The sequence below is a fragment of the Bradyrhizobium sp. CCGB01 genome, assembly GCF_024199795.1.
Classification (GTDB): domain Bacteria; phylum Pseudomonadota; class Alphaproteobacteria; order Rhizobiales; family Xanthobacteraceae; genus Bradyrhizobium.
This window is the reverse complement of record NZ_JANADK010000001.1, coordinates 1,916,138-1,941,052: the sequence shown is the minus strand read 5'-3', so window position 1 is coordinate 1,941,052 and position 24,915 is coordinate 1,916,138. Positions and strand designations below refer to the sequence as shown.

The window sequence follows — 24,915 nt, the reverse complement described above, 5'->3', positions numbered from 1 at the left end:
ACGTCTCCATCCACCTCCTTGAACGCGAACTCCATCCAAATCGACTCTCTGCTATCGAGCGCCTCTAAAGACGCCTTCTGTCGTCCTGTCCGAACAGGCTGTCTGTGAATTTAATTCGGTACTGAGTTTCCTTGTCCGGCGTCGCAATCAAGATGCTTAGTTCATTCGGATCGCTTGAGTTCACATCCAGAACTCTCATTCGCTGGATAGCAATTCTGACCTCAGCTTTTTTCGCGGCGAAGTCCTAAGTAGTTCGGCCTCGTGCTGACTGAGATGTGTCGCGTTGATGACGGTCTGTGGCGTCTTTGACGCCGCCTTCAAGATAGCATCGTTGGTGGCCGTTGCTGCTTCGGTCGCTCGCTTACCGATATCTCCTTGTTTTTCAACAATACTGATAATCTTGTTCATAGTTTCAAGTTGTGAAGAGCCGTTCAGGCTTAGGGCCTTGAGAGCCGCTACATGGTCCTTACTCTTCAACTCCTCAATCTGGACAATCTTGCGTTGCTCAAGCTACGCGCTGAACGACCATCCGTGCCGATCAAGAACACGATGCCTAGAACGACAACAGCAGCCTGCTGTCCTGTCATCTTGCCAACCATTGTTTTCAAAAGCTCCTGGGCAGGCTGGAAAGCTTGGTGACGTAATCGGCGCTTCCTCCGGAGACAACGACACTGATTTGAAGCCGTCGTTTGATTTCATCGGATAGTTGACTGCTGTCAGGTGAGCCGCTCGCCGCTTGCGCCGCGAGCAGATATAACTGCCTCTGAAGCTCTAGGAAGGCCTCCAGAAATGGAGGGGTGATGCTGGAATCCACTTCGGGGTGCGGCAAATAAACGTGAATTGACGCCCAGTCGCCGAAATCGATACGCCGGAAATCTTCGCTAAAGGGATCTTCGATAGCGAGCAGGTGCTGAAGCGAAACTAGCGCGTCGCTAGGCGCACCAGCGCGCAGAGCCATTGCCACTCGTCTTTCCCCGCGCGGCAAGCACACTTTTTGTCACCATACCGACATAACGCCGCGCGGCGGGTCTCACAATAGCTTTTACGCGCAATCAGCCCGGGTTCTACTTTCGGTTAATGTCGCCCCTCACCTCCTCCGCTTCCGCTTGCCCCTCACCCCGCCACACGCCTCACAGCGGCCTACCCGAATTAGTAGCGGAAGCGGCATCCGGTGCGCTATGGCTTGCGCTCGCGGGCCGGTTGCGGTTGGATCATGCTGGTTTGACGAGCGCGGGGAGCTTAATGGGCTATTTTCGCGCGGGGACCCAGAGACACCATGAACAATAGCTTTAGAGTGCTGTTCGCGATTAGCGCTACCGTCATTGTGGCGGCGGGCGCCTTTTTCGCCATTCGGTTTCTAGTAAGGTTTCACGGCTAGATCGACGGGGGTTTTGTACCCCCGCATTTTCTCAGGTGCCCCGCGCTTTCGCGTAGGCTTTGGCTAAGGCTGCGCTGCATTAACCGATCCGTAGGTTCTCCGCCGAGTCTTTTCCGCGATTATTCACGACGTCAAAACTGACTTTCGCGCCCTCGGCGAGAGAGGTGAAACCAGCTTTTTCGACCGCCGAGATGTGAACGAAAACATCCTTGCCGCCGTTGTCAGGCTGTATAAATCCATACCCCTTTGTTGGGTTGAACCACTTCACTGTCCCCATAGCCATTTTGACTTCTCCATTCTCCAAGAACAAAAGCTAGTTCCCGAATTCCGACTAAAGAAAGGCTGGCGCGCGCCACATCAGTGCACCGTTAGCGACACTCGGTAAAGTTTTAAAGCCGAGCGCTGAACTTGCTGGGCGTGGTGCCACCGAACGCAACCATCGCGTCGCCGATAGTTGAGCCAGCCGTGCCGGTCCAAGTGAAGGAAAGTTGTAACGTCGCATGGTCGGATGCGACGGCCGTAATCCCCGTCATGGCGGCGCTTGTGCTCCCGGAGAGCATTGCGCATCCGGTGCCCAATGTCACTGTTGGATTTGCACGCATTGAGGCGGGCACCGGCATTGACAAAAACTTACCACTTGTCGCATCGCTTAAAAGCGAGCCGGAAACCGGCAGATAATCGTTTGCTGCAATTTGGGTTTAGTACCGCTGCACTTCCGCAATTCATCATCGTAATCCGGCAACTGGAAAGCCGGCGCGGCGCCCTCGTAAATGCCGACGTCGAACAGTTCGAACACGTTGCTGAGTGTTCCCACAAAATTGAACTGATTTGCCGATCCAACGTAATTCGCAGCGGCCCAAGCGTTTTTCGATGGTTGAGCAACGGCCGACCCTGCCATCAGAACCCACCTGATTTCCATGCCGGTGGTGTTTTTGATCGCCCACGTGCCCGCAGTATCTCCGGCAATGGTCACAGATTTAACGACGTCTGTGTTCGCCTCCCCGCCGGAGATGACATATTCCGCCGTATAACTCTGGTTCTGCGCACCATTCAGAACGGTACGCTGTATGTTCCCGCGGGCGCTTTACCACCGAACTGGATCGTAATTGCCTTCGCCGAAGATCCACCAAACAAGAGCTCAGCGCAGCGCATACCCTCGATTTTCTGCGTGATGTATTGATAATCGGCCGTGCCGACGGAAGCATCGGCTACGTTAACGGTCATTCGAATTCTATTTGACGAGCCGCCGGGTGTCGGCTTGCGACCTGTGTGAACGCAACTGTGGCCGCGTTCGAGAGCGTGGAGTGAAATTGATCCACCGGATAGTATAAGTTCGCAGAGGATGCCGCCGATCCATTCTCTTGCGACACCATAATGGCGCCGTTCAGAAGATAGTTCTTCTTAAGCACGCCCATGTTCGCGCGCGCCTGCGCTTTGTCGCCGGCAGTGAGGGATTGCGGCACCGCGTAGGAGATCGCCGAGGTTGTTTGCGGCCGTGCCGACGTTCGCGGGACCAGAAAGATTGTCGCTCTTGAGCATGTCGCCGATTCCGGCGTCGCCAGCGCGCGAGAACCCGATTGCGAAGGTGTCCGCATTGGTGAACGCGCCACTGCCGGCACCATTTGCCAGGGTCAGTTTGCGACAGCCGGTCCCGTCGACTACCGAACCCGTGACGCGGAACTGAGCCCAAACCGTCGGGTCGGTCGTCTTCTCAAACCGGACATAACCCTTCGTTGTCCCCGTGCTGTCATCCCAAGTGTCAAGGATCGCGGTGATTGACGCGCCGCCGACCTGCGTATTGTCGCTGTACGCAGCCGTTGCGCTCGCAGGTGTGGCGTTGTTGAGACGGAAAATGCCCGCGCCAAGGTCGGATCGGTCGTCGTCGTGGAATATGTGAGTTTGATCCCGCTCGCGTCACCCTTCGTGCCGGTCGCGCCCGTGTCGCCCTTACTCGCCAGCAGTTATGAATAAGTGACGTTCGGCGGGGTGTGGTTGGTGTGGTCGAGATTGCAAACGTAGCTCGACCCACTGAGCGTTGCGACGTCGCCAGCGACGTAATCGGTGTCGCTGTCCCACGCGCCCGTGAGGTTGAATCCCTTGTAAATGCCAAGGAAGGTCGAGATACTCGCGATCTTTGACCACAGCTTGCCCGTAGTCGGCTGGAACGCATACTGTTCATTGTCGCCGAGGGACGGGTCGGGCTCGGTCTGGTTGATATTTACAAAGACAAAGAACCCACTCGTGTCCAGCGCCCCCACGATCTGGTCAACCGATCGCGCGTAGGTCTCGCCGACAATGCGCTGCTGCGACACTTTCCAGACAACATAAGACGCGCCGCTTAGTGTCGAGCCCGGCCGGGCGTAATGACAAGATGCGTGTCGTCGGTGACGTCGGTAATCGTTGCAGAAAAGCGACCGTTCTGAAATATGTCGCCCGACTTGACGTTGCCGGCGCTCGACCAAATCGTGCCTGTGACTGTCGTGCCGTCTGCGGTAACGTCAATGGTGCCGGTGGAAACGAATTAAGTGCGGTCATTATGATTTCTTCATCGCCTCTCTGCTCGCAAGCGCTTCATCAAGGGAGCCATTCGCCGTCGATCCTCCACCAAAACTTGCCGCTGGATGGCTGGTAGGCGAGCCAGCCCTTTGCCTCCGGTGGCGGCTCGGTTAGGTCGGGTGGTAAGTTGCTGAGATTGATCATTTGACGCCTTAGTGCGTCACGCGGCCAATCTCTGCCCGACAACGTCTTCAGGCAAGCGATGAATGATGCGCGTGGAAATGCCTCCAGCGGAGATTGTGGTCGTTTGCGCAAAGCCGCCAACCAGCAAGGATTCCGGCCTGCCTCAAAGTCGCGTTGAGCAATCTCACGCTGGGTTTTCAGCGCAGCAATAGCGTGTGCCTCCAGGCTTGCCGGCGCAGCTGCTAGTGCCGAGCGGATCACCTGTTCGTCCGCTTCGGTATTGCAGGGGCATGGATTAAAGCCGCGCGGCGCGTCAATTGCGCACCAAGGCTCTAGGTGCTCGCTGCCGCCCGCAAGGGTCGTGATCCTGAAACCGGAGAGACCATGCCGCTCCGAAATTCAGCGACCGAAACCTCGAATGGACCCGTCGCGCCCATCGCGGCCATCCGCTCGTTCAACTACATAAGGGTTGGACCGATAGTGTTCTTGAACTCACCAAAACTGCCTGCCGTCATCGTCGACAGAGCAAGCCCGACCGCCTGGAAGACAACAAACTGCTCGGCTCGTATCGTCGCTGCGGCGTTGAACTGGGGCAATAAGATCGCCTTGTTGCAGATCGCTACGATTGTCTGGTCCTTCGTGTCCAACACCAGCGCATCTGAAATGAGTCCTCACCAGAGGGCCAGCAAACGCCGCCACGGCGACCAATGCCAACAAGCCATTGATCTGCTTGGCGCCACCATCACCACCAAGCGGATAGGAAACAAAACGCACGACATCCTTGGAGCCAATGCGCCGACGCCGCCAATCGCGGCGCAACACCGCTTCGCCGTTGATTTCAAGGATAGTTGGCAAGCCTTTCTTGAATCGCCAACCATACTTGTGATCTCGCGTAGCCCAGCCCGAACGGCGCAGGAACGCCGTCACGGTCTCTCGAGGCAGCGCCTTTACGCGCGCGGCTTCAACGCCGGGCATGACGAGATGCAGTACCGGCCGGCGCGCGGCGCTAGTCGGAATCGCGCGGCGATTGCTGCGCGGTTTTCGCTTGGTGGATCTGGCTGATCTTTTCGGTGTTCGCGGTCTGCGCCATGTGCTACCGAAGAATTTCGACGTTCAGCGCTTGATGCTTTCCGGTACGCGCATCCAAGCCGATCTCGAATTCCACTCTCTGCCCTTGCTCGAGCCAGAGCGCACTACCAACGAGGCTTTTTCGGTGCACGAAGATATCACCGCCGCCTTCGTCCGGCCTGATGAATCCGAAACATCGATCCTCTTTCCAGCCGACACATGTGCCCAGCGGCATTTCAGTGCGCAATTCAATTCGGCAGCGCTGCGCTAAACGCTTGCAGCGCCGCTCGCCGATAATCTCGGATGTCATCCGGGTCGAAACCAAGGTCCGCCAGAAGCGCAATGACCGCTTCGATGCATTCGCGCGCCGTCATGTCTGCTTGAGCGGCTGCTGAACCCAGTTATCGCAACTGCAGAACATCGGGCGGGCGACGCCTTGCGGGATCGCCTGGAAACGCTCCGAATTGGTTGTGGTGCTCAGCTCGGCGAGGCCGAGCCGGCGGCTGTTTCCTTGTTCATTGGACCTGCAGCTGCCCAGTTTCAAGGTGCCTGCTCGCGCGGGCTTAAGGTCTCAATAAGAACTTGAGGTTCCCGACCGCCTGATAGGCAAATGCACGACGGGCAGGGCAAATTGGAAAGTCGCGCCGGGCTCTTTCTTGCGGACGATTGATAAGTGCCCTCCGTGAGCCTCTATGATCGAACGACATATCGCAAGACCCATGCCAAGGCCAGTCGATTTGGTTGTGAAGAACGGATCCAAGATCCGAACTCTATCATCCTCAGCAATCCCGACGCCGCAATCAGTCACGGAGAGCTGCACGCGTCCCCTATCATCCCTGGATGACTGAATCAGAAGTTCGCGGGGCCTGTCGGCAACTGTATGCATGGCCTCGATCCCATTCATCACCAGATTGATGATCACCTGTTGCAGCTGGACCCGGTCGCCGAGGATCGTGGGAAGTGTGGGCGCCAACTCGGTTCGCAGGCTCACTTGGTGATTAACCAGCTCACGTGTCAAAAGCGCGATGGCCTCGTTGATAACATCATTGATATCGAGCGCTACCATCTCGATATCGCCTTTCTTCGCTAGTGTGCGGACCCTGCGGATCACCTCGCTTGCCCGTATAGCGTCGTCGATGATCCACTGCACCGATCTGCGCGCGGCGGACACATCGGGAGTTTCGCGCGCCATCCAGCCAAGGCACGCATCGGCGTTGCTGACAATGGCCGCGAGTGGCTGGTTTACTTCGTGGGCGATGGAGGCTGTTAGTTCTCCCAGCGTCGTCACGCGCGTCACATGCGCAAGATCCGCTTGTGCCTTACGCAGCTCCTGCTCGGCCTGATCTGCGCGAATGTTCACAGTAATGTCGCTGCTGACGCCACGGTAGCCAAGAAAGTTGCCGCTTACATCAAAAAAGGGCTTGCCACTTGTCCGGACGTAGATCGCAGATCCGCTCCTGTTGACGGTGCGATAAATCAGATCGCGAAATGGGAGGTGTACGTCGAGTATTGCCCGATGCTGCCGCCATTTCTCAGGTTCTTCTTCGACGTCGCACGCAATTTCCCAGCGAGGCTGGCCGAGGAGCCCTGCGGCCAGGATGCCCGCAGCGCTGGCGTGTTCTGATAAGAGGGTGACCGCGTGGTCTGGCCCGGTCTCCCAGAGCCAGTCGGAAGCAGTTTCGGCATAATCACGAAAGCGCTGCTCGCTCTCACGTAGCGCAGCAAGAGTGTTTTCCAGCCGTTCCCGAGCTGCGTGTTGCTCGGTAACATCCATATGCGTTCCGATGAGTTCGACGGTGGAGCCGTCGCTTCCCAACACAGCGTGCGCAACTGCGTGTATATGCCTCACCTTGCCATCGGGAAGACAGATCCGGAAATCGTATTCGAAGTTCCCTGTCTTCTGTTCGATAGCCTGACGCTGCACTACCTGCTGCAGGGGCAAGTCGTCTGGATGGATGCGCGACCGGAGGGCCTCAAGCGAGATGGGCTCATCAGGATCAAAGCCAAATAGACGACTGACTTCGGCGGAGCGATATGCAAAACAGCGACGGTGACAGTCCCAGCACCATGTTCCCATGTGACTGAGCTGCTGCGCGTCGGCCAGATAGCCCTCACTGCGACGCAGCTGTTGTTCCGTCTGCTTTGCTGCCGTGATGTCCGTCGCCGCCCCGACAAATTCGATATCGCCAGACGCGGTTCTCGTCGCCCGTGCCAGCGCGCGAATATGCTTTATCGACCCGTCGGGCATCAGCAGCCGGTATTCGTGCTCGAAATCCTCGCCTCGAAACCCTCGATCGATCGTCTCTCGGACCTCGGCTTTATCTTTCGGGTGAGTGCGGTCAAGGACGTGCTGCGGTGTCGGTTTCGTCTCCGGATCGTATTGGAATATCCGGAAAGTCTCCTTGGACCAAAAGACCTCTCCGGTGGCGACGTTCCAGCCAAAGCTACCAGTGCGGCTCAATTCCTGCGCTTGGGCCAAATGGGCTTCGCTCCGCTGCAGCGCAAGCTCCGTTCGCTTTTGCTCGGTGATATCTTCGCAGGCAATGAGGACGAGTGGCTTGTCGTCAGGCCCCAGCATGGCCTTGGCGCTTTCGCGCGCCCACAGCACCGAACCGTCCTTTCTGACCTTCTGGATGTCCCAGGTCCGCGATTGGCCGATATCTGAAAGACACTCCCCGATGCGTTTGCGAACGACCTCACGATCGGCTTCCAGAAAGACTTTCAGCACGGATAGATCGAGTAATTCCGAAGGCGTATAGCCGAGTTGAGTCGCGCCGAAAGTATTGACGTTAAGAACCGTCCCGGCTTCATCGACCATGAAATACATGGCCGGATTATGCTCAAAGATTGCGCGCCACATTTTCTCGCGATTATGCAGATCGGACGCGCCGCGCCGTACCTTGGCTGCGGCCTCACGCGCAGCTTCCATTTCGTCGTGGGCTTTTCCGATCAGGTACGCTCCGACAGTTGAGGCAGCAAGGAAAGCGACAAGCACCAGCAGGTCCTGGTGGTCGTCGATTCGAAGTCCAAACATGGACGGCGTAAACACGTAGGCCAAAGCAGCGACGGAGACGATGGAAAGCGCCAGTGACGCGATGAAGCTGCCTATCTGCGAGAACAGCAAGATCACCACCAGGCAGGCGAACGCGGTCGCTGCGAAAGAACTGTGAGTATGCAAGGAAGCCAGCGTCACTACCGCTAGCGTAATCCCACCGAAGACAAACTGCCTCGCGGAGCGTCCCAACGTGGTGAGCTGGTTAAACATGTTTGTAGCCGTCAGGCCCTTCTGGCGGGGAGAGATTAATAATCAGACAAAATACAGCAAGTTATTCGACTGCGACAAGCGCTCAAAAGAGCGGTTTAGAGATCGACTGCTGAAACTCAGTACAGCTGAAGAAAGGCGCATTACATACCTTCGTATAGTTGTCTTTAGGCGCCAAATACGAACGCACACATCGAAAATTGCACTTTGGTTTCGCTCTTTCAGTTATTCTGCTTGGTAGCAAGCGCGTCCCGCCGCAACTATGATTACCGCGAGGCCGACAGAAAGATGGCGCGATGAGATCCTGAACAATCCGAACTCCACCGTCCAAGGCCCTAAACTTTTCAACCGCCATCGAGCGAGTACAACGACGAAAATAGCTCGCGGCAGAAGATTTGCCCAAGATGCCGTACTTGATGAATAGGCAACGACAACATCAAGCGCTTATTCGCGTAGGTACCGACGATCCAGCATATGTCGATAGTCGCCAGCTATCGGCAGCATTTCACGAAGCGCCGCGCAGAAGTCAGCTCGTTGCCGGAGCTTATGCCAGCAAAGCTCTTCGGAGGCGCGACTCCGCAGACTCGTTGATCGTAACAAAATTGGATTACGAGAATGGAGCATTGAGCCGGAGCGCGCCCTAATGACACTCAATGTGTGGGGATCGGAGACGACCATGGTGTCTGAAGGCAATTGATCCAGGGCCTCTGCGGTCTTGAGGGGGGCAATATAGAATGCAGGCGCAACAACGACCGAAAGCATAGATGCAGATTCCTATAGACCTGCATCAATCGCGTCAGTTCAGGGTAGGCACCGGTCTGGATGCGTAACGTCAGCCGAGGTCAGGTTTTCCGACGATTGATGGGCTGCGGCTGCATGTGCGCCTCGAGATCGGGACATGCTGACCAGAGCAATTCAGCAATTCCTCTGAGCTGTGCCGGATAAGTGTGCGTCACGTGACGCAATTTTTGGCTGTCCAAGCTCACGTTGCTTGCGCATGACTTTGGATCCGCGCCTCACATTGGCTTCTGAAATGACGAGGCCTGCCCAAGCCGCACGATCTTGCCCCACTCATCATATCGCGGCGGTCACCATGAAGGGTCGCCAGACCGTGCGCCTTGATCGGCCTTCAAAGCCGTGAGCTCCTGGTGCAACTGCGTCGCGATTGAGGTTACCACCTGCAAACTCTCCTGCTTCTTGGACACTGCAAGACGATGCGCCTCCCGAAGTATTGAGGGACTAAAAGCCAACAAGTTCTCCTCCACCTGCTGAGCACTACTGCTTGGCTCGGCGCCATCGCCAGGGATATCGATCGATCCTCCAATGTTGCCGCCCAGGAAATCCCAGCAAGTCCGAAATAACTGGCGATAGCCTTCGGTTGTTTCCCGACCCTTATCAAGGACGCCCGCTTGTTCTGCGAACCGAAGATCCTGCTCATAACCGAGCTCTATCAAAAGCTCTGTCCCGACTAGATCGGTCACAACCTGCATCTCTTCGATGCTCAATTCGGTTTGCCAAGCCTTGACTGAGCGGTCGTCGACCGTCTTCTTCTCTAGGATCTTACGATCTCCGAAAGTGCTGGACTGGAGATAGTCGGTTTGCTCTGCCGTTGCTGATGTCATGTCAGTCGCCGCATAGCCAAGACCGGCAAGCACGCGCCGAATTTCCTCATCGGGATGTGCCACGAGGACTTCGTAATGCACGGTTTGTGTCTCACGCTGACCGCGGCAGGCGGCAAGCGCAGGCAGACCCAGAACGAGATCGGCGAGAGAAGATGCGATCGCAGGCGTAGGCTGACCCAGCACGATGTCGGCGACGCATGATGCGATTGCGGATGGGGAGCTTGCGGCCAGGAGGGGAACGGCCCACGTCGATTTCAGTGACGCGGCAATGGCGTAGGGACTCCGCATCAAAACGATTCGCGGCGCTTCCGGGTAGAGGGATTCCAAAAAATCGAGCACCGCCCAATAGCGCGGTGTCTTGTCTATCAAGGTGCGCTTGCCCGCCGCTGCCAAATACTGGCCATAAGCTGCATCGGCCAAAGCGCGGGTGACGACAGTTCTGTCTATTCGGCTCAAGAATTGCGAGGTCGCTGCCTGAACGAGTGACGCCCCGGCGGGGTGACGGTGGTCCACGCTGCCAAATGCCTCGAGTGCCAGCATTAGCCAGGGCTCAGGCGGAGCCACAATATCTGGGTGCCGCTGAAGCAAATGCGCCAGCAGGGTCGTTCCCGATCGGGGAATACCCAGAAGAAAGCAGAGCGCAGGCAAATGGCTTACATCATGACTCATGATTCATTGAATAGTGAAGGTGATCCATTTGGCTCCAAACAGCGCTTCTCACCTGCAATTGCTAGCTAGCGATTGCTTGCGAGGCCAGAGCGCTCCAGGGTTCCCTCGGTCGCACGGAGATACCAATAGGGAAAAGGCTTGGCAAGCCATACCGAGGTTTATTGGTAGCAGGCGCACTACGCGATAAGTAGGACGTTTCCGCATCGAGCCGGCGCGATGCCGCTGGCCTAAGCGGAGTGGATTAGCGACATGCGCCTCGGATGCTGCTCGGCGCAGCCCTCGGAATTCTTCTCAGGGGCGGGACAAAGATGATAGCTCACTCGGAAATGCTTGATTTGATTTCTACTAAACTGAGCTCTTATCCACCGTTTGTAAGATGGACAAAAATCAATCGTTTTGATCGAATGCATTCAGACCGTGGATAGACCGCGCGACAGCTGCGCGGCGGCTCAGTGATCAAGACGGCGCGCGCCAAAGGCACGGCGTATCTGAAAAGCGGTGAAGCCGATCTTCTCGTCGGCCCTTACGACGTGCATGAGAGCTTCTATCATCGCCATTTGCTGGACGACCACTATGTGTGCGTCATGCATCGCGGCCATCGGCTCGCCGACAGGAGGCTGCGCGTGGAGGACTATGTCAAGGCGAGCCACGCCGTCGTCACCTATGGCGGCACCTGGGGGTCAGAACTCGATGAACGTGGTCTATCGCTCACTTTGGTGGTCGCGATACCGAGCATTTCCGACCTCACGCACATTCTACCCGCAACGGATCTTATCTCGACGGTGCCAAGCCGCATTGCTTCAAACATCGCGACATCCGTCGTGGCAACATCGTGTCCCCTCCCCGAGCCGTTTCAGATTGGCATGACCTGGACGAACCGGCCCATCATTCCCGCCGCTCACCGGTGGCTGAGACAACTTATCGGCCGAATTGCCCGCGCTCTGCCGTACAAGGCCGCTCCCGCTGCGCCCACTGGGCGCAGCGGGAGCGGCGCCAATTCCAGGGATTGAAGTGCCGTCCGCCGGACGCGGGCGTCTTGTCACTGGTTTAGAGCCAAGCTCCTCGATTCGAGGCCGATCGTCAGCTTTTCCAACGGGCCGTCATGACGAACTCGGTGGCAGTCCCATCTCTGCGTTCTCCAATCGGACGAGCCGTCCCGATCGAAACAAGAGAACTGAGGTTGCGGGCCTTGCTATCGGCTTCAAGACCGCTCCTCCTGAGTAGATCGAGCGAGTGTCCCGCGCGAGGCTACCGTCTCGCACGCCACAACCAGCGCAAGTGTAGAGCCCTTGCCGTCAAACAGGTTCGGCGTAGTTGCGCGAGCAGGTACACGAATCTATCACACGCGCTGCTTTTGGTAGATTTTACGCGAGGCCTTCCCGGGTTTAAGCACCGATATGTGTATGTGTCCGACCGGGTCGCCAGCCTATGCGCTTGATAGATGGTGATTGCGCCGTGCCGCCGACACGCGAGGCTAGGATCGCATGAACTCATATCTTCGGCGCCGGCTTGCGGACCACGTGGAGTATCATCGCGCCCCCTGGAATTGTGCGATGCATGTGTTCGGCATCCTATTCTTGTTCCTGGCTACCCTTCTTCCTCTTAGCCTCTGGTTCATCACAGTATTCGGGATCGAGGTCACCTGGCAACCATCGCGCTCGTGCCGGCGCTGATCTTTTGGCTCGTGGTCGACTTCGGGCTTGGCGCTGTTATCCTTGGCGCTGCGATCGCATTCCTTGAAGCAGCTGCCATGATCCTTAACCATGTGACGACCGCCGGAATGTGGTCGCTTACTGCTATCCTGATGGTCACCGGCGCTGCATTGCTGATCATCGGGCAGTTGGTGTTCGAGCGACGGCGGCCGGCCATGATCGACAATCCTGCCCATCTGCTAATCGGACCGGTGTTCATCGCAGCGAAGTTGGTTGTCGCACTCGGATTTCGGCACGATCTCGACATCATCGTCGGGAAGCGTCATCAGGCATCTTCCCGGTAAACCAGGCTTTATTGTTACCGCTCGCAAGTTGTTCATTTGAACATCTATGATTGTTTGTCTGCAGGTCAAGATAAGGTACTGATGACGACCTCTGGCTGCCTGACGGAACATAGCGAATGCATCTATGTGTACTCGTCTCGCTGCTTAGACTTACACGCGTTCTCCATCGCGTAGGGGCCACTGCAATTCATCAACGCGAGTCGGGGGCTTATGATTGCATGTTCTCCAACCATAGGCGCGCGCGAGGGCTAAACGTGCTCCATCGTACTGCTAATGATGTCCGGGACGGGCATGCGTCAAATTGGTTTCTCGCGCGGTGGTCTCCGGCATCTTGCTAGTCGAGGACCCAGGTCGGCGAAGGCCTCGATCAACTTCCGTAACTCGCAGCAATCAGTCGAAGGTCCATCTCGATATCAAAGGTGGAAAGATCGGGACGTTCCTTCCCCTTGCAGGCTCATGAGAGCCTCGACTTGCCGGAGCCTATCGGTCCGAACACCAGCGCATGATTGCGGCGATCTTCCAACTGAATTCGCGCGGTCTGTACGTCCGGCGCAATGCCGGCGTTGATACCGCATCGTCCAATCCGGCCTCGACCTGACCGACCAATTGAGGAAAGGTATCTCCAACAGCATCATCGGCGATCAGACCCGAGGTGCAACACTTCTAGCCCGCACTGCCGCAGCCCGACACACCAACGCCAGCAAACAATGCGTTTTCTTGGCGGGCGAATGGCGCGCATGCCGGCCAACTCTGCCGCCTATGACTCACCGCTCGACATCAATCTGATTAAGTTCCAGACAGGCTCTGCGACGGCGACGAGCAACGCCGCGCCGGCAAAATGACGACACACCTGTCGTCGCAGCGGGGCGCGCCGATCTGAATAAGGCGCGTTGCGCGCCGGCGTTAGCGTGAAGAACATTGATTAGAACCAACAGGCAGCGAAAGAGGACTTCTTCAACGCGGACCTCAGAAGCTCGGCTTTCTCCCCGCAAAGGTTGTCACGCCGACGTCCCGCTTACGAATTGAAGCGCGGCTCGATCATTCCCGCAACACTAATCAGCGGCATCAATTCCAACCTTCCCGGAATGCATCACGGCCGGGCCAGCCAGAACGTCTTATGACAGCGCGGCGGGCCACGCCTGTTGATTCCGCAGGGCGCCGAACTCCTGGGCTGCTGGGCCCTTCACAAAGCTGAGGATGACCCTATGGATGCCACTGTTACTGAAGATCACTGACACTCAGCGAGGGAAAGAAGATTGTCGGGCTGAATGTCGTCCGCCGCCGTCTTGATGTACTTGTGCCCATTGTGTTGTGCGACGAGCAAACCAGCTGTGAGTCCGTTTTCTTCGACATAGAACTCCCATTCTCCACTTTCGATGTCTTTGATCGTTTGACTGACAGATTTCTTCCATCGACGTCCGTCTGGATATACGCCGCCGACAATGCTAATCCTCTCGTGGGGATTCATCCTGTCGGTCTTCTTGACGCAACAAATCCGTGCGAGTCTGGCCACGTGGGTCTCTCCTTCGTCTGCAATGCTAACTGACTAGCTTAGACTTCGGCCATGGAATAGGCCGCCCACCGATCCTGGTAGGTGCGATGCAGTCCTTTTGCTGATACACTTTGGCGGCTCTCGGGGCCTTCTGTCACCGCAGGAGCGCGGTGGTCAGCTTTGGGGTCAGGGCGGCCAGGTCGTTGGAGTGCGTGATGAGGGAGAGCGCTTTGTCAATGACGCTCCAAGGCGGCCGAGTCATGCTCGAGGCGCGGGCGCGTTAGGAGAGATCAGTCAGATGTTTCTCGGCGCCGAGTCGCGTCCGCGCTGTCTCCTATGGTCATCCTGGCGATGGCCATTGACCCAGGGAGAAGTTGCGGCGCGAAGCTGGTAGCAACGAGTCTTCGCCGAACCACCCATCAGATAATGGAAGATCAACCGTCCTGAAGCGGGACTCCATAACGTCGTTGAGGTGATAGAACCCAAACTCGGACAACTTAAACATCGTGCCCGGACTTAGGTCGCCCACCGATCCGGGTAGGTGCAATGGAGATCTTTCGTCGATACAGCTTCGAGAGCATGCTCGTGGATTCGCATCCGCGGGCCGTGCCAGTCAGTTTGCTAGGCAAACGGTAAAGCTGACCATCGAAGTTAGTAGCGTGTGACAGGGACAGCGCTTTACCGGGAAGGACGAGCGCCGAGTCACATCGCCACTGAACTTCGCGAGCAGCGCGGGCGCGGTAGGGACAGCGTCGTCACGCGATCCGTCGACGCCGAGCCGCGCTCGCGCTGCCTCGTTCGAGATAGCGAATGACGGCCCTTGACATTGAATTGGTTGTCGTCGGCACTCGCATTAAGGTGAGCCGAGAGGTCAGTGCGACTCAACCGAGGTGCCATCGCAAACAATGACCGAATGGTTCGAGAAACAGCACGCAGAATTACAGGGCGAAATCACTACTGGTATGGCGGATCTCTTGAACTACCGCGATTCTGACTTTATTGCGCTCGACAGCGAAGAACAAAGGATTTGTGCGGCAATGGTTGAGCGAGGGAATTGCCCGCGCATGCAGTCATCGGCCGGACTTTGACGTTCCGCGCCTGTCTTGCCTTTTTTCGCGGAGAGCAGTTTAGCGAGGCTTGATGGAAACATTCTGAAGAACTTCTTCGGACAAGCTCTTGACGAGACTAAGCGCAAAGCTAGTTTCCGATGCTGCGGATTGTGCTCCATTTGCACGAAGAATGTTTGATGATATGTCCGCCCGAAAAAGCAGGTGGATTGAAGTCTGGCATTCTCGGAGAGAACTTGCCGATCGAAATCTGACATCCACAGCTCTCAGGGAACGGGTTACCTCGCAAATGGCGACGCTAGCAATGGCCGATCGTCGTAGCGAATTTGTTTGGCTGCTTGGGCCGGAAACAAGCCCTACGAAGGCACGGCGCATACGTTCCGCCGCGTTCTCGATGATCTGCTTCAAGTTCACCATTCGTGTACAAAACATAGCTACTCGGCTTTTTGCGCGTCTTTTGCAGCTTGCCTAACAGGAAGATCGAGTCCTCCTGTGCGGAATAGCTTTGTGATGAGCGTTCAACCGTAGCTCAGCCTCAGAAGCGCGCCCCAAACAGCTCTTTATGTCCGTCGCCTACAAATTCCTGTGGTTGACAAGCACGGTGCCCCCAGATGAATCAGTATCAAAGCCACACTCCGAGAAAGAGAGCAAAATATGTCTCCATTGGAAGCCGTCACCCGTTGGCTGGAATCACAAGACTTGGACATGCAACTTGAGATCGCGGGCTTCGCGACGTTCTTGACTTATGGGAATGAAGGTGTGCTCGCGCTTGGCGGATCAGAACAGCTCGAATCACTTCATCGATGGTTGAACGAGTCAAACTTGGCCTCATGCATCGCCGCAGACCGAGCTTTGTCTTTTCGCACTTTCTTCGACTGTTTTGTCGCAGAAAGAATGACGGATGTCGGATGGAAACGAACCGAGGAGCTGATGCGCAAAAGACTGAAAGAGGCCAAACGCGACGGGAAGTCCGCAGCTGCGCGAAAGGCGCAAAGGATGCTAGAGCTTCTGCCCGCTCGAAAGGAAAGTTGGAGGAGGGTCGTGAAGTCCTGGAATGAACTGGCGGGAACTAACTTAACACGCGAGGCCGTCTCAAGTTGGTTCGCCGCCGAGAGGCGTATAGGGCTGAGAGTTATTTCAAGCGGCGTACCTGTTGTTGCGCCCAGGTGGTCTCAGCCGGGCACTGGTTAATGCTGACCTTGAGGAGCATTAGGGCTGTATTGAGACCCCCACGGAGATGGAATCAGGGTCGAGTCGCCCTTGATCTTCATCGCTTTGCATTAGGGTCAAAACCCAATCAGCGGGTTGAGCAGGTTCGGTTTTCCTGATTCTCAGAGGGTGTGGATCTCGGGAGGCGACGTATGGCGTTGTTCTGGTTGTCGGATGCGGCGTGGGCGGCGATCGAGCCGCATCTGCCGAAGAACCAGCCCGGCGCGCGGCGCGTCGATGACCGACGCGTGATCTCCGGCATCCTGCACGTGCTCAAGGTCGGTTGCCGCTGGTGCAATTGCCCGGCCCGACTACGGACCTTCGACAACGATTTACAATCGGTTCAACCGCTGGTCGCGCCGAGGCTTCTGGCTCAAGCTGCTCGACGCGCTGGTGGAGGCAGGGGCGGTCACGAAGAGCACCGCCATCGACAGCACCTACATCAAGGCGCAACGCGCGGCGTTCGGAGCAAAGGGGGGCGTGCGGCCCAGGCGATCGGTCGCTCGCGCGGCGGCTGGACGACCAAGGTCCACGCGCTCACTGACGTCATTGGCCGTCCCTATGCCCTGATGCTGACACCCGGCAATGTCAGCGACATGAAGGCCGCTGCCGCGCTTCTCGAACGGGCCGGGCCGATGCGATACCTGCTGGGTGACAAAGGCTATGACGCCGACCGGTTACGCCGCCTCGCCCGCCAAGCGGGCGCCACGCCCGTCAGACCCGGCCGCCGCAACCGCCGGCGCACCATCCGATATGACAAGCAGCGCTACCGGGGCCGCCACTTGATCGAGAACGCCTTCTGCCGCCTCAAGGACTTCCGGCGCGTCCATACCCGCTATGACAAGCTCGCCGCCAATTTCCTGTCCGCCGTGGCGCTCGCAACCGCCGTCGCCTTCTGGCTCTGATCGAGTCTCAGCCCTTAATTAGATACGGACCCTAGGACGCACTCCGGGTCGGTTAAGCAAGAAAAAACTCGGCAGAGCCATTCCGTCGACGGGCTGGAGCTGCAAAAACCTGAGGGATCGTCGAGCTGTGCATTGGTGTCGGCCCGTCCTGCGGCCTCAGCGACGAAAGCCGGCCCCGTCGCTGCAAGCGCGATGGCGGTCGCAGTCACAAACAAGCATTTTTTCATTCGAGCGTCACTTCCTTAGCTTAACCCCAGCCGTCCTTCTGCTTAACAGAGCGAATGCAAAACGCAAATCTAACGCTACGTCAGGTTACATCTTGTCCCTGTCCGCCGTGGCGCTCGCAACCGCCGTCGCCTTCTGGCTCTGATCGAGTCTCAGCCCTAGCTTCTCCCCGCGAATTTGATAGTCCCTTTGTATGAGTCGATTTTGCGCGAGTCAGACATGCTGTACAGTGTGAAGAGGCGCGAATTGCGGTTGATTTCGCGGAATGTCTCAGCTCTCGCAAGCTCGGAAGCACCGCGTCCGAAGCATTGGCCAAGATCGAGTCAAGGCATCGGCCTGGCTCGGCGCGAGCCGCTCGGGGATTTCGTCAAAGACAGCGGGGAACGATCAGAAATCCTGACCCGAATCTGAATCTTCGTTGATTCTGAGCGCGTCGTGCACTTCGGCGTGCTTGGCTAGCTTGTCGTATTCCTCAGCGATTTTCAGGAGCCTATCTCTGGGTTTGCCGGGTCCGAGCGAGTCCGCTTTGAGCCGCGTTGCTTGCGCACGACCTCGCCAGAGTTGTGGATCGTAGATTGGTCTGTATGGTTTCATGTAGATGAGGATGCATTTCGAAGATCAAGAAAGTGCGACGGCTGGCCTCCGTATCATTACTTAGGTTGCGATCTGTACGGACCAGAACGCAGTCCTCCTGAATTCTGAGTACGCGCCAGCGAACGAGCACAGCTTTGCGCAACACTTGGCGCTCGTCGTCCACAACGTCGCTGAAGGCGATTCGCGAGTTCGTGATGGTGCCCAGGCGATATGCAACGAGCGTACGTACCAACACCGGCGGGCCAGCGTTAACGAACATCCTCGGTACGGCATCGGCGTCTCTGGCTGAATCCGGAGAACCGCTGCTTGGGCCATCCACAGCTTTGCCGGATAAGCCTGGACAATCCGAGTGGTCTGATTTGCTCTCCTGAGCTGGCGCCGCTGTTCGCTCGCAGGGGCAGCTGCCTATCCGTTTCTCTAAACAAAGCATAGAGTGTACGTTCGCGGCATAGTCACGGTGGATCATTGCGCACCTGATCAAACGGCCCACCATTGCGCCGGCGGCAAGCGCAATTAGGCTGGCCAGATAATTGTCCGACCAACTCCAGGAGACATGGGGGCCATCGAGAAACGTGACGAGCATCGCGCCCTTGCGGATCAATCGCATCTTCTAGAGATAGCCGCCAAGATGCGCATCGAAAGCTGCCAAAAACAATGGCACACAAGCCGCGCAGAAGCTCTTCGCTGGGCTACCACCCGACAAATGCAGGAACGCAACGCAAGAGGCCCCGGCGAGCGAGGAACACGCATCGAGCTTCGATATCTTGTCCGAAGGAACGACGACCAGGTGCGGATTCGCATTTGTCATTGCAGCGTCTTCTGGATATGTGTTTACCTGCCTGTGTTGCTTTCCTTCAATGAGCGTTCAGATGGAACACTGCGTGATTGTGCGTGCTTACGGGAGATTATTGGATCAGTTGCGCGAAGAGGCATACTTCGTTTCGCGAGGACACAGGGCGGATTGGTGGATCGAGCGTGGAGACCACGGGGCACGCTTTGGCTTCGAGAGCGCCGAGGCAAAAAAGGCATTTGCGTCGATCTGTGAAACCCTCGCTATTCCGTACAGGGAAGTCTAGGAAGGGGATCCAAATCAGAGGCCCGCAGAGCTGATAGATACCAACGGCATGGATTGTCGTCCGGGCATATGCGTGCACCTACGCTTCCGGCACGGCAACGACCGGAGCCATTCGGCCCGCGTAAATCACTGCCCACGCAAAGGTGGAATTCCAAGGAAGCCGAGGAGGACCACCCACCGGTTCGCTGCCCCGATGCACCATCGACTACTGCGACAATGATCCTTTCAACGCGCCGCGCTATTGCTTTCAGTGTCAACCAGTACGGCGCTCACGCGTCGTCCTTGCCAAACTTCAGATCGGGATGGGGAGCTTCTTCGCCTTGTCGGCGAGGTTGGCAGGAGGCACGGCTGTTTTGTTTCGCGCTGGGCAGCCCTGTTCATTCTGTCCAGTTGCATCTGTTGGCCAGCACGGTTTTCATAATGGACTGCATTCGACCGATTATGTCCTGAAGTTCTCCCCCTCCTGCGATAGTTCGATTTAGACGATTCTTGTCTTCGTGGATGTATTGCAATGTAGAATGGGCAGCAGATTCACTATCGAAAACTCGTGTCACTTCTGCCCAAGTGAAAAATGTCGAGCCCGGACCGCCGAGGACAAATTGATCTTCCGACCGAATCGAGACGCCATCGCTCCGATCGATCCCGGCCGAAAACCGGAACTTCTTATGCCACCACTCCGTAAGTCAGGACCGCGCAGAGCGGTGCCGCGTATGTCCTCGCTGCGTCTCGCATTGAGCCAAATGAAACGAGGCAGCGGTCCAAGAAAAAGTTCGTTAGCTCCTCTGTGCCTAAACTTGGAGCGTGCCGCCTACCGCCGATTGCGGCACATGGAATGGGAATGCCGCCCCCGGCCGCTTACCCCATCCGTGGCTGGGGCCGTTTGAACTTTGTCAGCATCGTTCGATCCGGACCACAATCATGCTAGAGCCATTGCTATTGCGCGATTTGGAGTCGGCAACTTTTCTCAGCTTGATGGAGACGCTCTTCAGTGCGCGTCACTACTGACGCCAAGATCAGGCATGCGAGAGATCGGGCGCGGATTTGGCTTAAGACCCGGCGATCATCCGAAAATCGATTCCAGGTCTACAACCCCCGACGTCCGGCACTTGGCTGTCCCTGATGCGCGGTCCGTCGCGCTATGCGGGGAATGGGCTCTTGCCTGCCAATCAAACTCGCGAGCAGCAAAGTTGAGCTCCAACTCTCTGAGCTCTTCGACTAGCTGCTCTATGATCTCTGCATAGCCAGATGGCGTCAAGGAATGCACGCCGCCCAATGGCCAGTTGGTTCTGAAGGATTGTCGAGGTCATCGCTTTAACGCTCATACGCCTTTTTCCAGAAAAATCCATCTCATGTAGACGCAATACATCTCGCATGTGCATCGTCCGGAAAACTATGTCCGCAAGTTCAGACGCACTTCACTACTTCTTCACCAGTATTCACATTTAACCCGAAATGGGCACCTTCGAGAAGATTTGCGAGTTGAGATCCCACTACCTGACGTCGCGTTCGAGAAGTCAGCCACTATCATCGATCCGCGACCGGTGTGAGATCCACAATTCACAGAACGCCGCACGGTCTACTGCGATCGCAACCAATCCGCGGGAGAGCATTGGAAGGGCGTCCAATTACCGTTTTCTGTGTTCCCCGCCACGGCCAGCCAAGCTTGCGGGTCGACGCATCCCCTACCGTCGCCTCAAGCTGCGGCCACGATTTGCGGCAATCCGCTTTCTGGCGAGGAGCTCCCGCATCCTCGCCAATGATGAGGAATTCTAGCGGCCATTCCGCCTGAGCGTTTTGCTCAGGTTCTGATGCAGTGGCATCGGCGAGGCGCCGCGGCTCCGGCAGCCAGTAAATACGAGCCGCTCGACGGACTATTCAACTGACGTCTCGGGAGTCCTTACGTTACAAATCCGGTGAACGCCTTCGACGATCAATGAACAAGGCGCCCTCGCGCGAAGGCAGCTACCTCTTCGATCGAGGCCATGCCTTCGTGGAGCATCGGCGCAAACAGTTGCCAGGAGTGGCACATGCCGTCACAGACCTTCAGCTCCGCGAAGACGCATGCCTGGCGCAGTCGTTCAGCGAGTTGCACGCTGTCGTCGCGCAGCAGCTCCCACGATCCGACGTGAATCAAAGTCGCCGGCAGCTCAGACAGATCGCGATTCAGCGGCGCAAGATAAGGCGATGTGTGAACTCTGGCGCCGAAATAGACGTACCTGAACAGCTCGGCCAGTTGCGGGGTGAGAAGTGGGGCGTCGGCGACGGAGCGGAACGAAGCGCTCTGGCCGGTGAAATCGAGCGCCGGCGACATCACAACCACCGCACCCGGATTGGGCAGCCCTTCGTCGCGGGCACGCATCGCGGTCGATATCGTGAGGTTACCGCCCGCCGAGTCGCCGGACAGGCAAATCGACGATGGCGCGAAACCCTGCTCAAGTGCCCATTTGTATATGGCGAACGCGTCGTCATGGGCGGCGGGCGCCGGATGTTCGGGCGCGAGCCGATAGTCCCCAACGAGGACGGCAACGCCGGAGGCACGTGCGAGGTTAGCAGCGACGACCCGGTGCGAGCGGGACGAACCGAAGAGAAAGCCGCCACCGTGGAGATGGATAATCAAGCACTTGTCGTTCGAGTTGGAATAGCGGATCAGGTGGTCACCGACAGGCCCCGACGATACCCTCTCGATCATGGCGCCGTCCAGGATCGGCGTCTGCGCATTGACCGCCTCGAACCATGCGCATATGTCTGCGGGGCTGCCATTGGCGGTGGCGGGAACTGCGCGCTCTTCTGCAAAATCGCTGCGAGCTGCTGCTTGGACATGTTTCCTCCTTTTTCGATGGTGAGCGGTATGCCGGTGGATCGGTCTGTTGCCATGTTGTCCTGAAAGGACGAGGTGCCACGCCCGGCCCCTTGCCCGCTACGATTGACCTTTCCTTCAGTTCATTCGCACGATCGGTTTGATTACGGCGCCGGTTTCGGAATCGTTGATCGCAATGTTGATCTCATCGAGAGTGTAGAACTTGACGAGCTTATCGAACGGGAAACGGCCGCTACGGTAGAGATCGATCAGGGTCGGAATGAAGATGGTCGGATCCGAGTCGCCTTCGACGATGCCGATCAGGCGGCGACCGGCGCTCATGAAATGCGTCTCGTTGAGCACGATCTCCGCATCCGGCCCAGACGCACCGAGAATGCCGCAGGCGCCGCGCGGGCCAAGGCTCTCCACGGCGTTGCGGATCACCGCAGGTAGACCGGTCGTGTCGAGCGCGAAATCCAGACCCGTGCCGGTGATCCGCATGATCGCCTCGATCGGATTGGTTTGGCGCGAATCGATCGCATGTGTGGCCCCAAGGGATCTGGCGCTCTCGAGCCTTGCGGGGTTGATATCGACCGCGATGATGGTGCTGGCACCTGCCGCGTGCGCCGCCATCAGCGCGGACAATCCGACCGATCCGGGTCCGAACACCGCGAAGGATTTTCCGGCCGAAATCTTCAGCACGTTCATCACCGCGCCGGCGCCGGTTTGCATGCCGCAGGCGAGCGGCCCGAGCAGTTCGAGCGGGACGTCGGAGGTGACTTTCACCACATTGGCCTCGTGGCAAAGCGCATGGGTCGCGAACGACGACTGGCCGAAGAAATTGCCGTTTATACGAGCGCCGTCCGCCGAGAGCGCGCTCGATCCATCCGCGCGCGCGGCGAAGAAGTTGCGCGGGAAGAATTCATGGCAATAGCTCGCGGCGTGGTCCTGACAGCTCGGGCAGCCGCCACAGGAATTGAACGTCATCACCACGTGATCGCCGGGTTTCACCTTGGTGATTGCAGCACCTACCGCTACGACGACGCCGGCGCCTTCGTGGCCGAGCACGACCGGCAGCGGCGTCGGCAGCATGCCGTTGCGGACGACGAGATCGGTGTGACAGACGCCAGTGGCTTTGACCTTGACGAGGATCTCGTCGGGGCGCGGGGCTTCAAGGTCGATGGTTTCAAGCTTCAGCGGCGCGCCCTTTTCGCGGGCGACGGCGGCACGAATCTTCATTCCTAATCTCCAAAAAAAAATCAGACGGTTCGAGGTGCAAGGCTTCCGGCACGCAAGCGCCGGAAGCTATGCGATATTGCGAACTGGTTCAGAACGGATAGGGCGTCGCCTGCGGCTTCTCCGAGGTCCACACCCACTGCGTGAACTCTTCCCAGATGGCGGGCCCGCCGATGCGGCTGCCGTTGCCGGAACGGCCGCGCCCGCCGAACGGCGCGAACGGCCCGCCATTCACGGTCTGGTCGTTGATGTGAAGCTGGCCGACAGCAAGGCGATCGCCGACAGCCCGCGCCCGCGCGATCGAGCCGGAGATCACGCCGGCGGCGAGGCCACAGTCGGAGCGATTGGCCAGCTCGACAGCTTCATCGTCGGTCGCGAAGATTACGAGGCAGGCGACAGGCCCAAAAATCTCCTCCACAAAGGCGCGCATCCCCGGCTTCACGCCCGCGAGCATGGTCGCCTGGTAATAGCGTCCCTCGTGGCCACCGCCGGCCAGCAGCCGCGCGCCCTTGGCCACCGCCTCGTCGACGATCGCCTGGATCTTCGCGACCTGTGCGTCGCTGATGATGGGGCCAAGCGCAACCTGCCTGGATGACGGATCGCCGGCGGGCAGATGCCGCGCCTTCTCGGCGATCTTTGCCGCTAGCGCATCGGCGATGTTGGCATGCGCGAGCACGAGGCCAGTCGACATGCAGATCTGTCCCTGATGCAGGAAGGTACCCCAGGCGACATTGGAAGCCGCGACGTCGATATCGACGTCGTCGAGGACGATCAGTGAATTCTTGCCACCGAGCTCGAGCTGCACCTTCTTGAGATGGCGGCCGGCGACCTCGCCGACCTTGCTGCCGCCTTCCGCCGAGCCGGTGAAGGAGATCATCGCGATGTTCGGATCGGCGCACATCGCCTCACCTGCCGCAGCTCCGCCCGGCACGACCTGCAGCACTCCCTTGGGCAAGCCCGCATCCTCGAAAATGCGCGCGATGATGATACCGCCTGATACCGACGTTCGGGGATCGGGTTTATGAACCACGGCATTACCCACTGCGAGCGCCGCGGCGATGGCCCGGATGGAGAGCACCAGCGGGAAGTTGAAGGGCGAGATCACGCCGACCACGCCATGGGGCACGCGTTTGGCTGTGTTGGATCGCCCGTGCTCCATCGACGGCAGCATGATGCCGTTCGGCTCGATCGCGATCGCCGCCGCATGGCGCACGAGGCCTGCACCGTGCTCGATCTCGATCGCAGCCTTAGGCTCGATCGAACAGCTCTCGCGCATGATCCAGCCGATCAGCTCTTCGCCATTCCGCTCGAGCAGAGCGGCCGCCTTGTTGAGGATTGCTGCACGTTCCTGCGGTAGTTTCAAAGCCCATGCCTGCTGGGCTTGGCGCGCCTCGCGCGCGGCCTTCGCGATGTCGTTCGGATCGGCGATGCCAACCGAACCGAGCAGCGCGCCCGTCGCCGAATCACAGATATCCATGCCGCCGCCGTCAGTGACGCTCCATTCCCAAGAACGCCTTGCCGCGCCAGCGGTCGACGACAATGAAATCGCGCGTTTGCATATTCATCTGGAGATTCTCCCCTCCGCTTAACGCGGAACAATTGACGGTGCGGCCGTTGTGACCGCGGCTTGCCGGGGAGAAA

At 57.9% G+C, this 24,915-nt stretch carries 22 protein-coding genes; 7 read left to right on the top strand and 15 right to left on the bottom strand.

Features of this window, described 5'->3' with window-relative positions; genetic code table 11:
- Positions 1-195 precede the first annotated feature (195 nt).
- The 6 genes from NLM25_RS08730 to NLM25_RS08705 form a co-directional block, all read right to left on the bottom strand.
- Positions 196-477: a hypothetical protein gene (locus NLM25_RS08730; protein ID WP_254116472.1), complete on the bottom strand. Its 282-nt coding sequence runs from the start codon at positions 475-477 to the stop codon at positions 196-198.
- Between the two features lie 127 nt (positions 478-604).
- Positions 605-964 carry a hypothetical protein gene (locus NLM25_RS08725; RefSeq protein WP_254136655.1) on the bottom strand — a complete coding sequence of 120 codons (360 nt, stop codon included), beginning with the start codon at positions 962-964 and terminating at the stop codon, positions 605-607.
- 493 nt (positions 965-1,457) lie between these two features.
- Entirely contained in the window at positions 1,458-1,661 is a 204-nt protein-coding gene (locus NLM25_RS08720; RefSeq protein ID WP_028141284.1) for a cold-shock protein, read from the bottom strand.
- A gap of 366 nt (positions 1,662-2,027) precedes the next feature.
- Entirely contained in the window at positions 2,028-2,351 is a 324-nt protein-coding gene (locus tag NLM25_RS08715) for a hypothetical protein (RefSeq protein WP_254136654.1), read from the bottom strand.
- Between the two features lie 77 nt (positions 2,352-2,428).
- Positions 2,429-2,602 (bottom strand): hypothetical protein, encoded by a 174-nt coding sequence (locus tag NLM25_RS08710; protein ID WP_254136653.1) that lies wholly within the window; start codon positions 2,600-2,602, stop codon positions 2,429-2,431.
- 737 nt (positions 2,603-3,339) lie between these two features.
- The gene (locus tag NLM25_RS08705; protein WP_254136652.1) at positions 3,340-3,690 is read right to left on the bottom strand and encodes a carbohydrate-binding protein; all 351 of its coding nucleotides are present in this window, start codon (positions 3,688-3,690) and stop codon (positions 3,340-3,342) included.
- Between the two features lie 703 nt (positions 3,691-4,393).
- Here NLM25_RS08705 and NLM25_RS08700 point away from each other — a divergent pair.
- The gene (locus NLM25_RS08700; protein WP_254136651.1) at positions 4,394-5,119 is read left to right on the top strand and encodes a hypothetical protein; all 726 of its coding nucleotides are present in this window, start codon (positions 4,394-4,396) and stop codon (positions 5,117-5,119) included.
- 31 nt (positions 5,120-5,150) lie between these two features.
- On the opposite strand, the gene NLM25_RS08695 is transcribed toward NLM25_RS08700, so the two are convergent.
- From NLM25_RS08695 to NLM25_RS08680, 4 genes are all read right to left on the bottom strand, one after another.
- The gene (locus NLM25_RS08695; RefSeq protein WP_254124179.1) at positions 5,151-5,360 is read right to left on the bottom strand and encodes a cold-shock protein; all 210 of its coding nucleotides are present in this window, start codon (positions 5,358-5,360) and stop codon (positions 5,151-5,153) included.
- 135 nt (positions 5,361-5,495) lie between these two features.
- On the bottom strand, positions 5,496-5,669 hold the full coding sequence (locus tag NLM25_RS08690; protein WP_254116466.1) for a hypothetical protein: 174 nt from the start codon (positions 5,667-5,669) through the stop codon (positions 5,496-5,498).
- Between the two features lie 27 nt (positions 5,670-5,696).
- On the bottom strand, positions 5,697-8,390 hold the full coding sequence (locus tag NLM25_RS08685; protein WP_254136650.1) for a PAS domain S-box protein: 2,694 nt from the start codon (positions 8,388-8,390) through the stop codon (positions 5,697-5,699).
- Positions 8,391-9,475: 1,085 nt separating this feature from the next.
- Positions 9,476-10,678 (bottom strand): sulfotransferase, encoded by a 1,203-nt coding sequence (locus tag NLM25_RS08680; protein WP_305887432.1) that lies wholly within the window; start codon positions 10,676-10,678, stop codon positions 9,476-9,478.
- A gap of 452 nt (positions 10,679-11,130) precedes the next feature.
- Between NLM25_RS08680 and NLM25_RS08675 the strand changes: the two genes are divergently transcribed.
- From NLM25_RS08675 to NLM25_RS43875, 3 genes are all read left to right on the top strand, one after another.
- Positions 11,131-11,688, top strand: a complete 558-nt coding sequence (locus NLM25_RS08675; RefSeq protein WP_254136649.1) for a LysR substrate-binding domain-containing protein — start codon at positions 11,131-11,133, stop codon at positions 11,686-11,688.
- Positions 11,689-12,338: 650 nt separating this feature from the next.
- Positions 12,339-12,674 carry an Mpo1-like protein gene (locus NLM25_RS08670; protein WP_254136648.1) on the top strand — a complete coding sequence of 112 codons (336 nt, stop codon included), beginning with the start codon at positions 12,339-12,341 and terminating at the stop codon, positions 12,672-12,674.
- A gap of 707 nt (positions 12,675-13,381) precedes the next feature.
- Positions 13,382-13,516, top strand: coding sequence for a hypothetical protein (locus NLM25_RS43875; protein WP_256565397.1), 135 nt, complete (start codon positions 13,382-13,384; stop codon positions 13,514-13,516).
- Between the two features lie 386 nt (positions 13,517-13,902).
- Here the strand turns inward: NLM25_RS43875 and NLM25_RS08665 are convergent, their stop codons facing one another.
- Positions 13,903-14,187 (bottom strand): DUF3892 domain-containing protein, encoded by a 285-nt coding sequence (locus NLM25_RS08665; protein WP_254116462.1) that lies wholly within the window; start codon positions 14,185-14,187, stop codon positions 13,903-13,905.
- Between the two features lie 884 nt (positions 14,188-15,071).
- On the opposite strand from NLM25_RS08665, the gene NLM25_RS08660 reads away from it, so the two are divergent.
- The 3 genes from NLM25_RS08660 to NLM25_RS08650 all read left to right on the top strand — a co-directional run bounded on the left by NLM25_RS08660 (position 15,072) and on the right by NLM25_RS08650 (position 17,347).
- The gene (locus NLM25_RS08660; RefSeq protein WP_254116461.1) at positions 15,072-15,254 is read left to right on the top strand and encodes a hypothetical protein; all 183 of its coding nucleotides are present in this window, start codon (positions 15,072-15,074) and stop codon (positions 15,252-15,254) included.
- Positions 15,255-15,887: 633 nt separating this feature from the next.
- Positions 15,888-16,424 (top strand): hypothetical protein, encoded by a 537-nt coding sequence (locus NLM25_RS08655; protein ID WP_254136647.1) that lies wholly within the window; start codon positions 15,888-15,890, stop codon positions 16,422-16,424.
- A gap of 170 nt (positions 16,425-16,594) precedes the next feature.
- Positions 16,595-17,347: an IS5 family transposase gene (locus NLM25_RS08650; protein ID WP_254136635.1), complete on the top strand. Its 753-nt coding sequence runs from the start codon at positions 16,595-16,597 to the stop codon at positions 17,345-17,347.
- A 1,429-nt stretch (positions 17,348-18,776) separates the two neighbouring features.
- Here the strand turns inward: NLM25_RS08650 and NLM25_RS08645 are convergent.
- The 4 genes from NLM25_RS08645 to NLM25_RS08630 form a co-directional block, all read right to left on the bottom strand.
- Complete coding sequence (locus NLM25_RS08645; RefSeq protein ID WP_254136646.1) at positions 18,777-18,974, bottom strand: hypothetical protein; 198 nt, start codon at positions 18,972-18,974, stop codon at positions 18,777-18,779.
- 2,197 nt (positions 18,975-21,171) lie between these two features.
- Positions 21,172-21,930, bottom strand: coding sequence for an alpha/beta hydrolase (locus tag NLM25_RS08640; protein ID WP_254136645.1), 759 nt, complete (start codon positions 21,928-21,930; stop codon positions 21,172-21,174).
- A 246-nt stretch (positions 21,931-22,176) separates the two neighbouring features.
- Positions 22,177-23,277, bottom strand: coding sequence for an NAD(P)-dependent alcohol dehydrogenase (locus NLM25_RS08635; protein ID WP_254136644.1), 1,101 nt, complete (start codon positions 23,275-23,277; stop codon positions 22,177-22,179).
- Positions 23,278-23,365: 88 nt separating this feature from the next.
- Positions 23,366-24,751: a benzaldehyde dehydrogenase gene (locus NLM25_RS08630; protein WP_254136643.1), complete on the bottom strand. Its 1,386-nt coding sequence runs from the start codon at positions 24,749-24,751 to the stop codon at positions 23,366-23,368.
- Positions 24,752-24,915 lie beyond the last annotated feature (164 nt).

Excerpts from the sequence above, each read along its gene's own strand:
- NLM25_RS08640 (WP_254136645.1), bottom strand. The coding sequence starts at position 21,930 with ATGATCGAGAGGGTATCGTCGGGGCCTGTCGGTGACCACCTGATCCGC.
- NLM25_RS08660 (WP_254116461.1), top strand. The coding sequence starts at position 15,072 with ATGACCGAATGGTTCGAGAAACAGCACGCAGAATTACAGGGCGAAATC.
- NLM25_RS08635 (WP_254136644.1), bottom strand. The coding sequence starts at position 23,277 with ATGAAGATTCGTGCCGCCGTCGCCCGCGAAAAGGGCGCGCCGCTGAAG.
- NLM25_RS08645 (WP_254136646.1), bottom strand. The coding sequence starts at position 18,974 with ATGACAAATGCGAATCCGCACCTGGTCGTCGTTCCTTCGGACAAGATA.
- NLM25_RS08720 (WP_028141284.1), bottom strand. The coding sequence starts at position 1,661 with ATGGCTATGGGGACAGTGAAGTGGTTCAACCCAACAAAGGGGTATGGA.
- NLM25_RS08695 (WP_254124179.1), bottom strand. The coding sequence starts at position 5,360 with ATGCCGCTGGGCACATGTGTCGGCTGGAAAGAGGATCGATGTTTCGGA.
- NLM25_RS43875 (WP_256565397.1), top strand. The coding sequence starts at position 13,382 with ATGCGTTTTCTTGGCGGGCGAATGGCGCGCATGCCGGCCAACTCTGCC.
- NLM25_RS08685 (WP_254136650.1), bottom strand. The coding sequence starts at position 8,390 with ATGTTTAACCAGCTCACCACGTTGGGACGCTCCGCGAGGCAGTTTGTC.
- NLM25_RS08680 (WP_305887432.1), bottom strand. The coding sequence starts at position 10,678 with ATGAGTCATGATGTAAGCCATTTGCCTGCGCTCTGCTTTCTTCTGGGT.
- NLM25_RS08650 (WP_254136635.1), top strand. The coding sequence starts at position 16,595 with ATGGCGTTGTTCTGGTTGTCGGATGCGGCGTGGGCGGCGATCGAGCCG.
- NLM25_RS08710 (WP_254136653.1), bottom strand. The coding sequence starts at position 2,602 with ATGACCGTTAACGTAGCCGATGCTTCCGTCGGCACGGCCGATTATCAA.
- NLM25_RS08655 (WP_254136647.1), top strand. The coding sequence starts at position 15,888 with ATGTCTCCATTGGAAGCCGTCACCCGTTGGCTGGAATCACAAGACTTG.
- NLM25_RS08630 (WP_254136643.1), bottom strand. The coding sequence starts at position 24,751 with ATGGATATCTGTGATTCGGCGACGGGCGCGCTGCTCGGTTCGGTTGGC.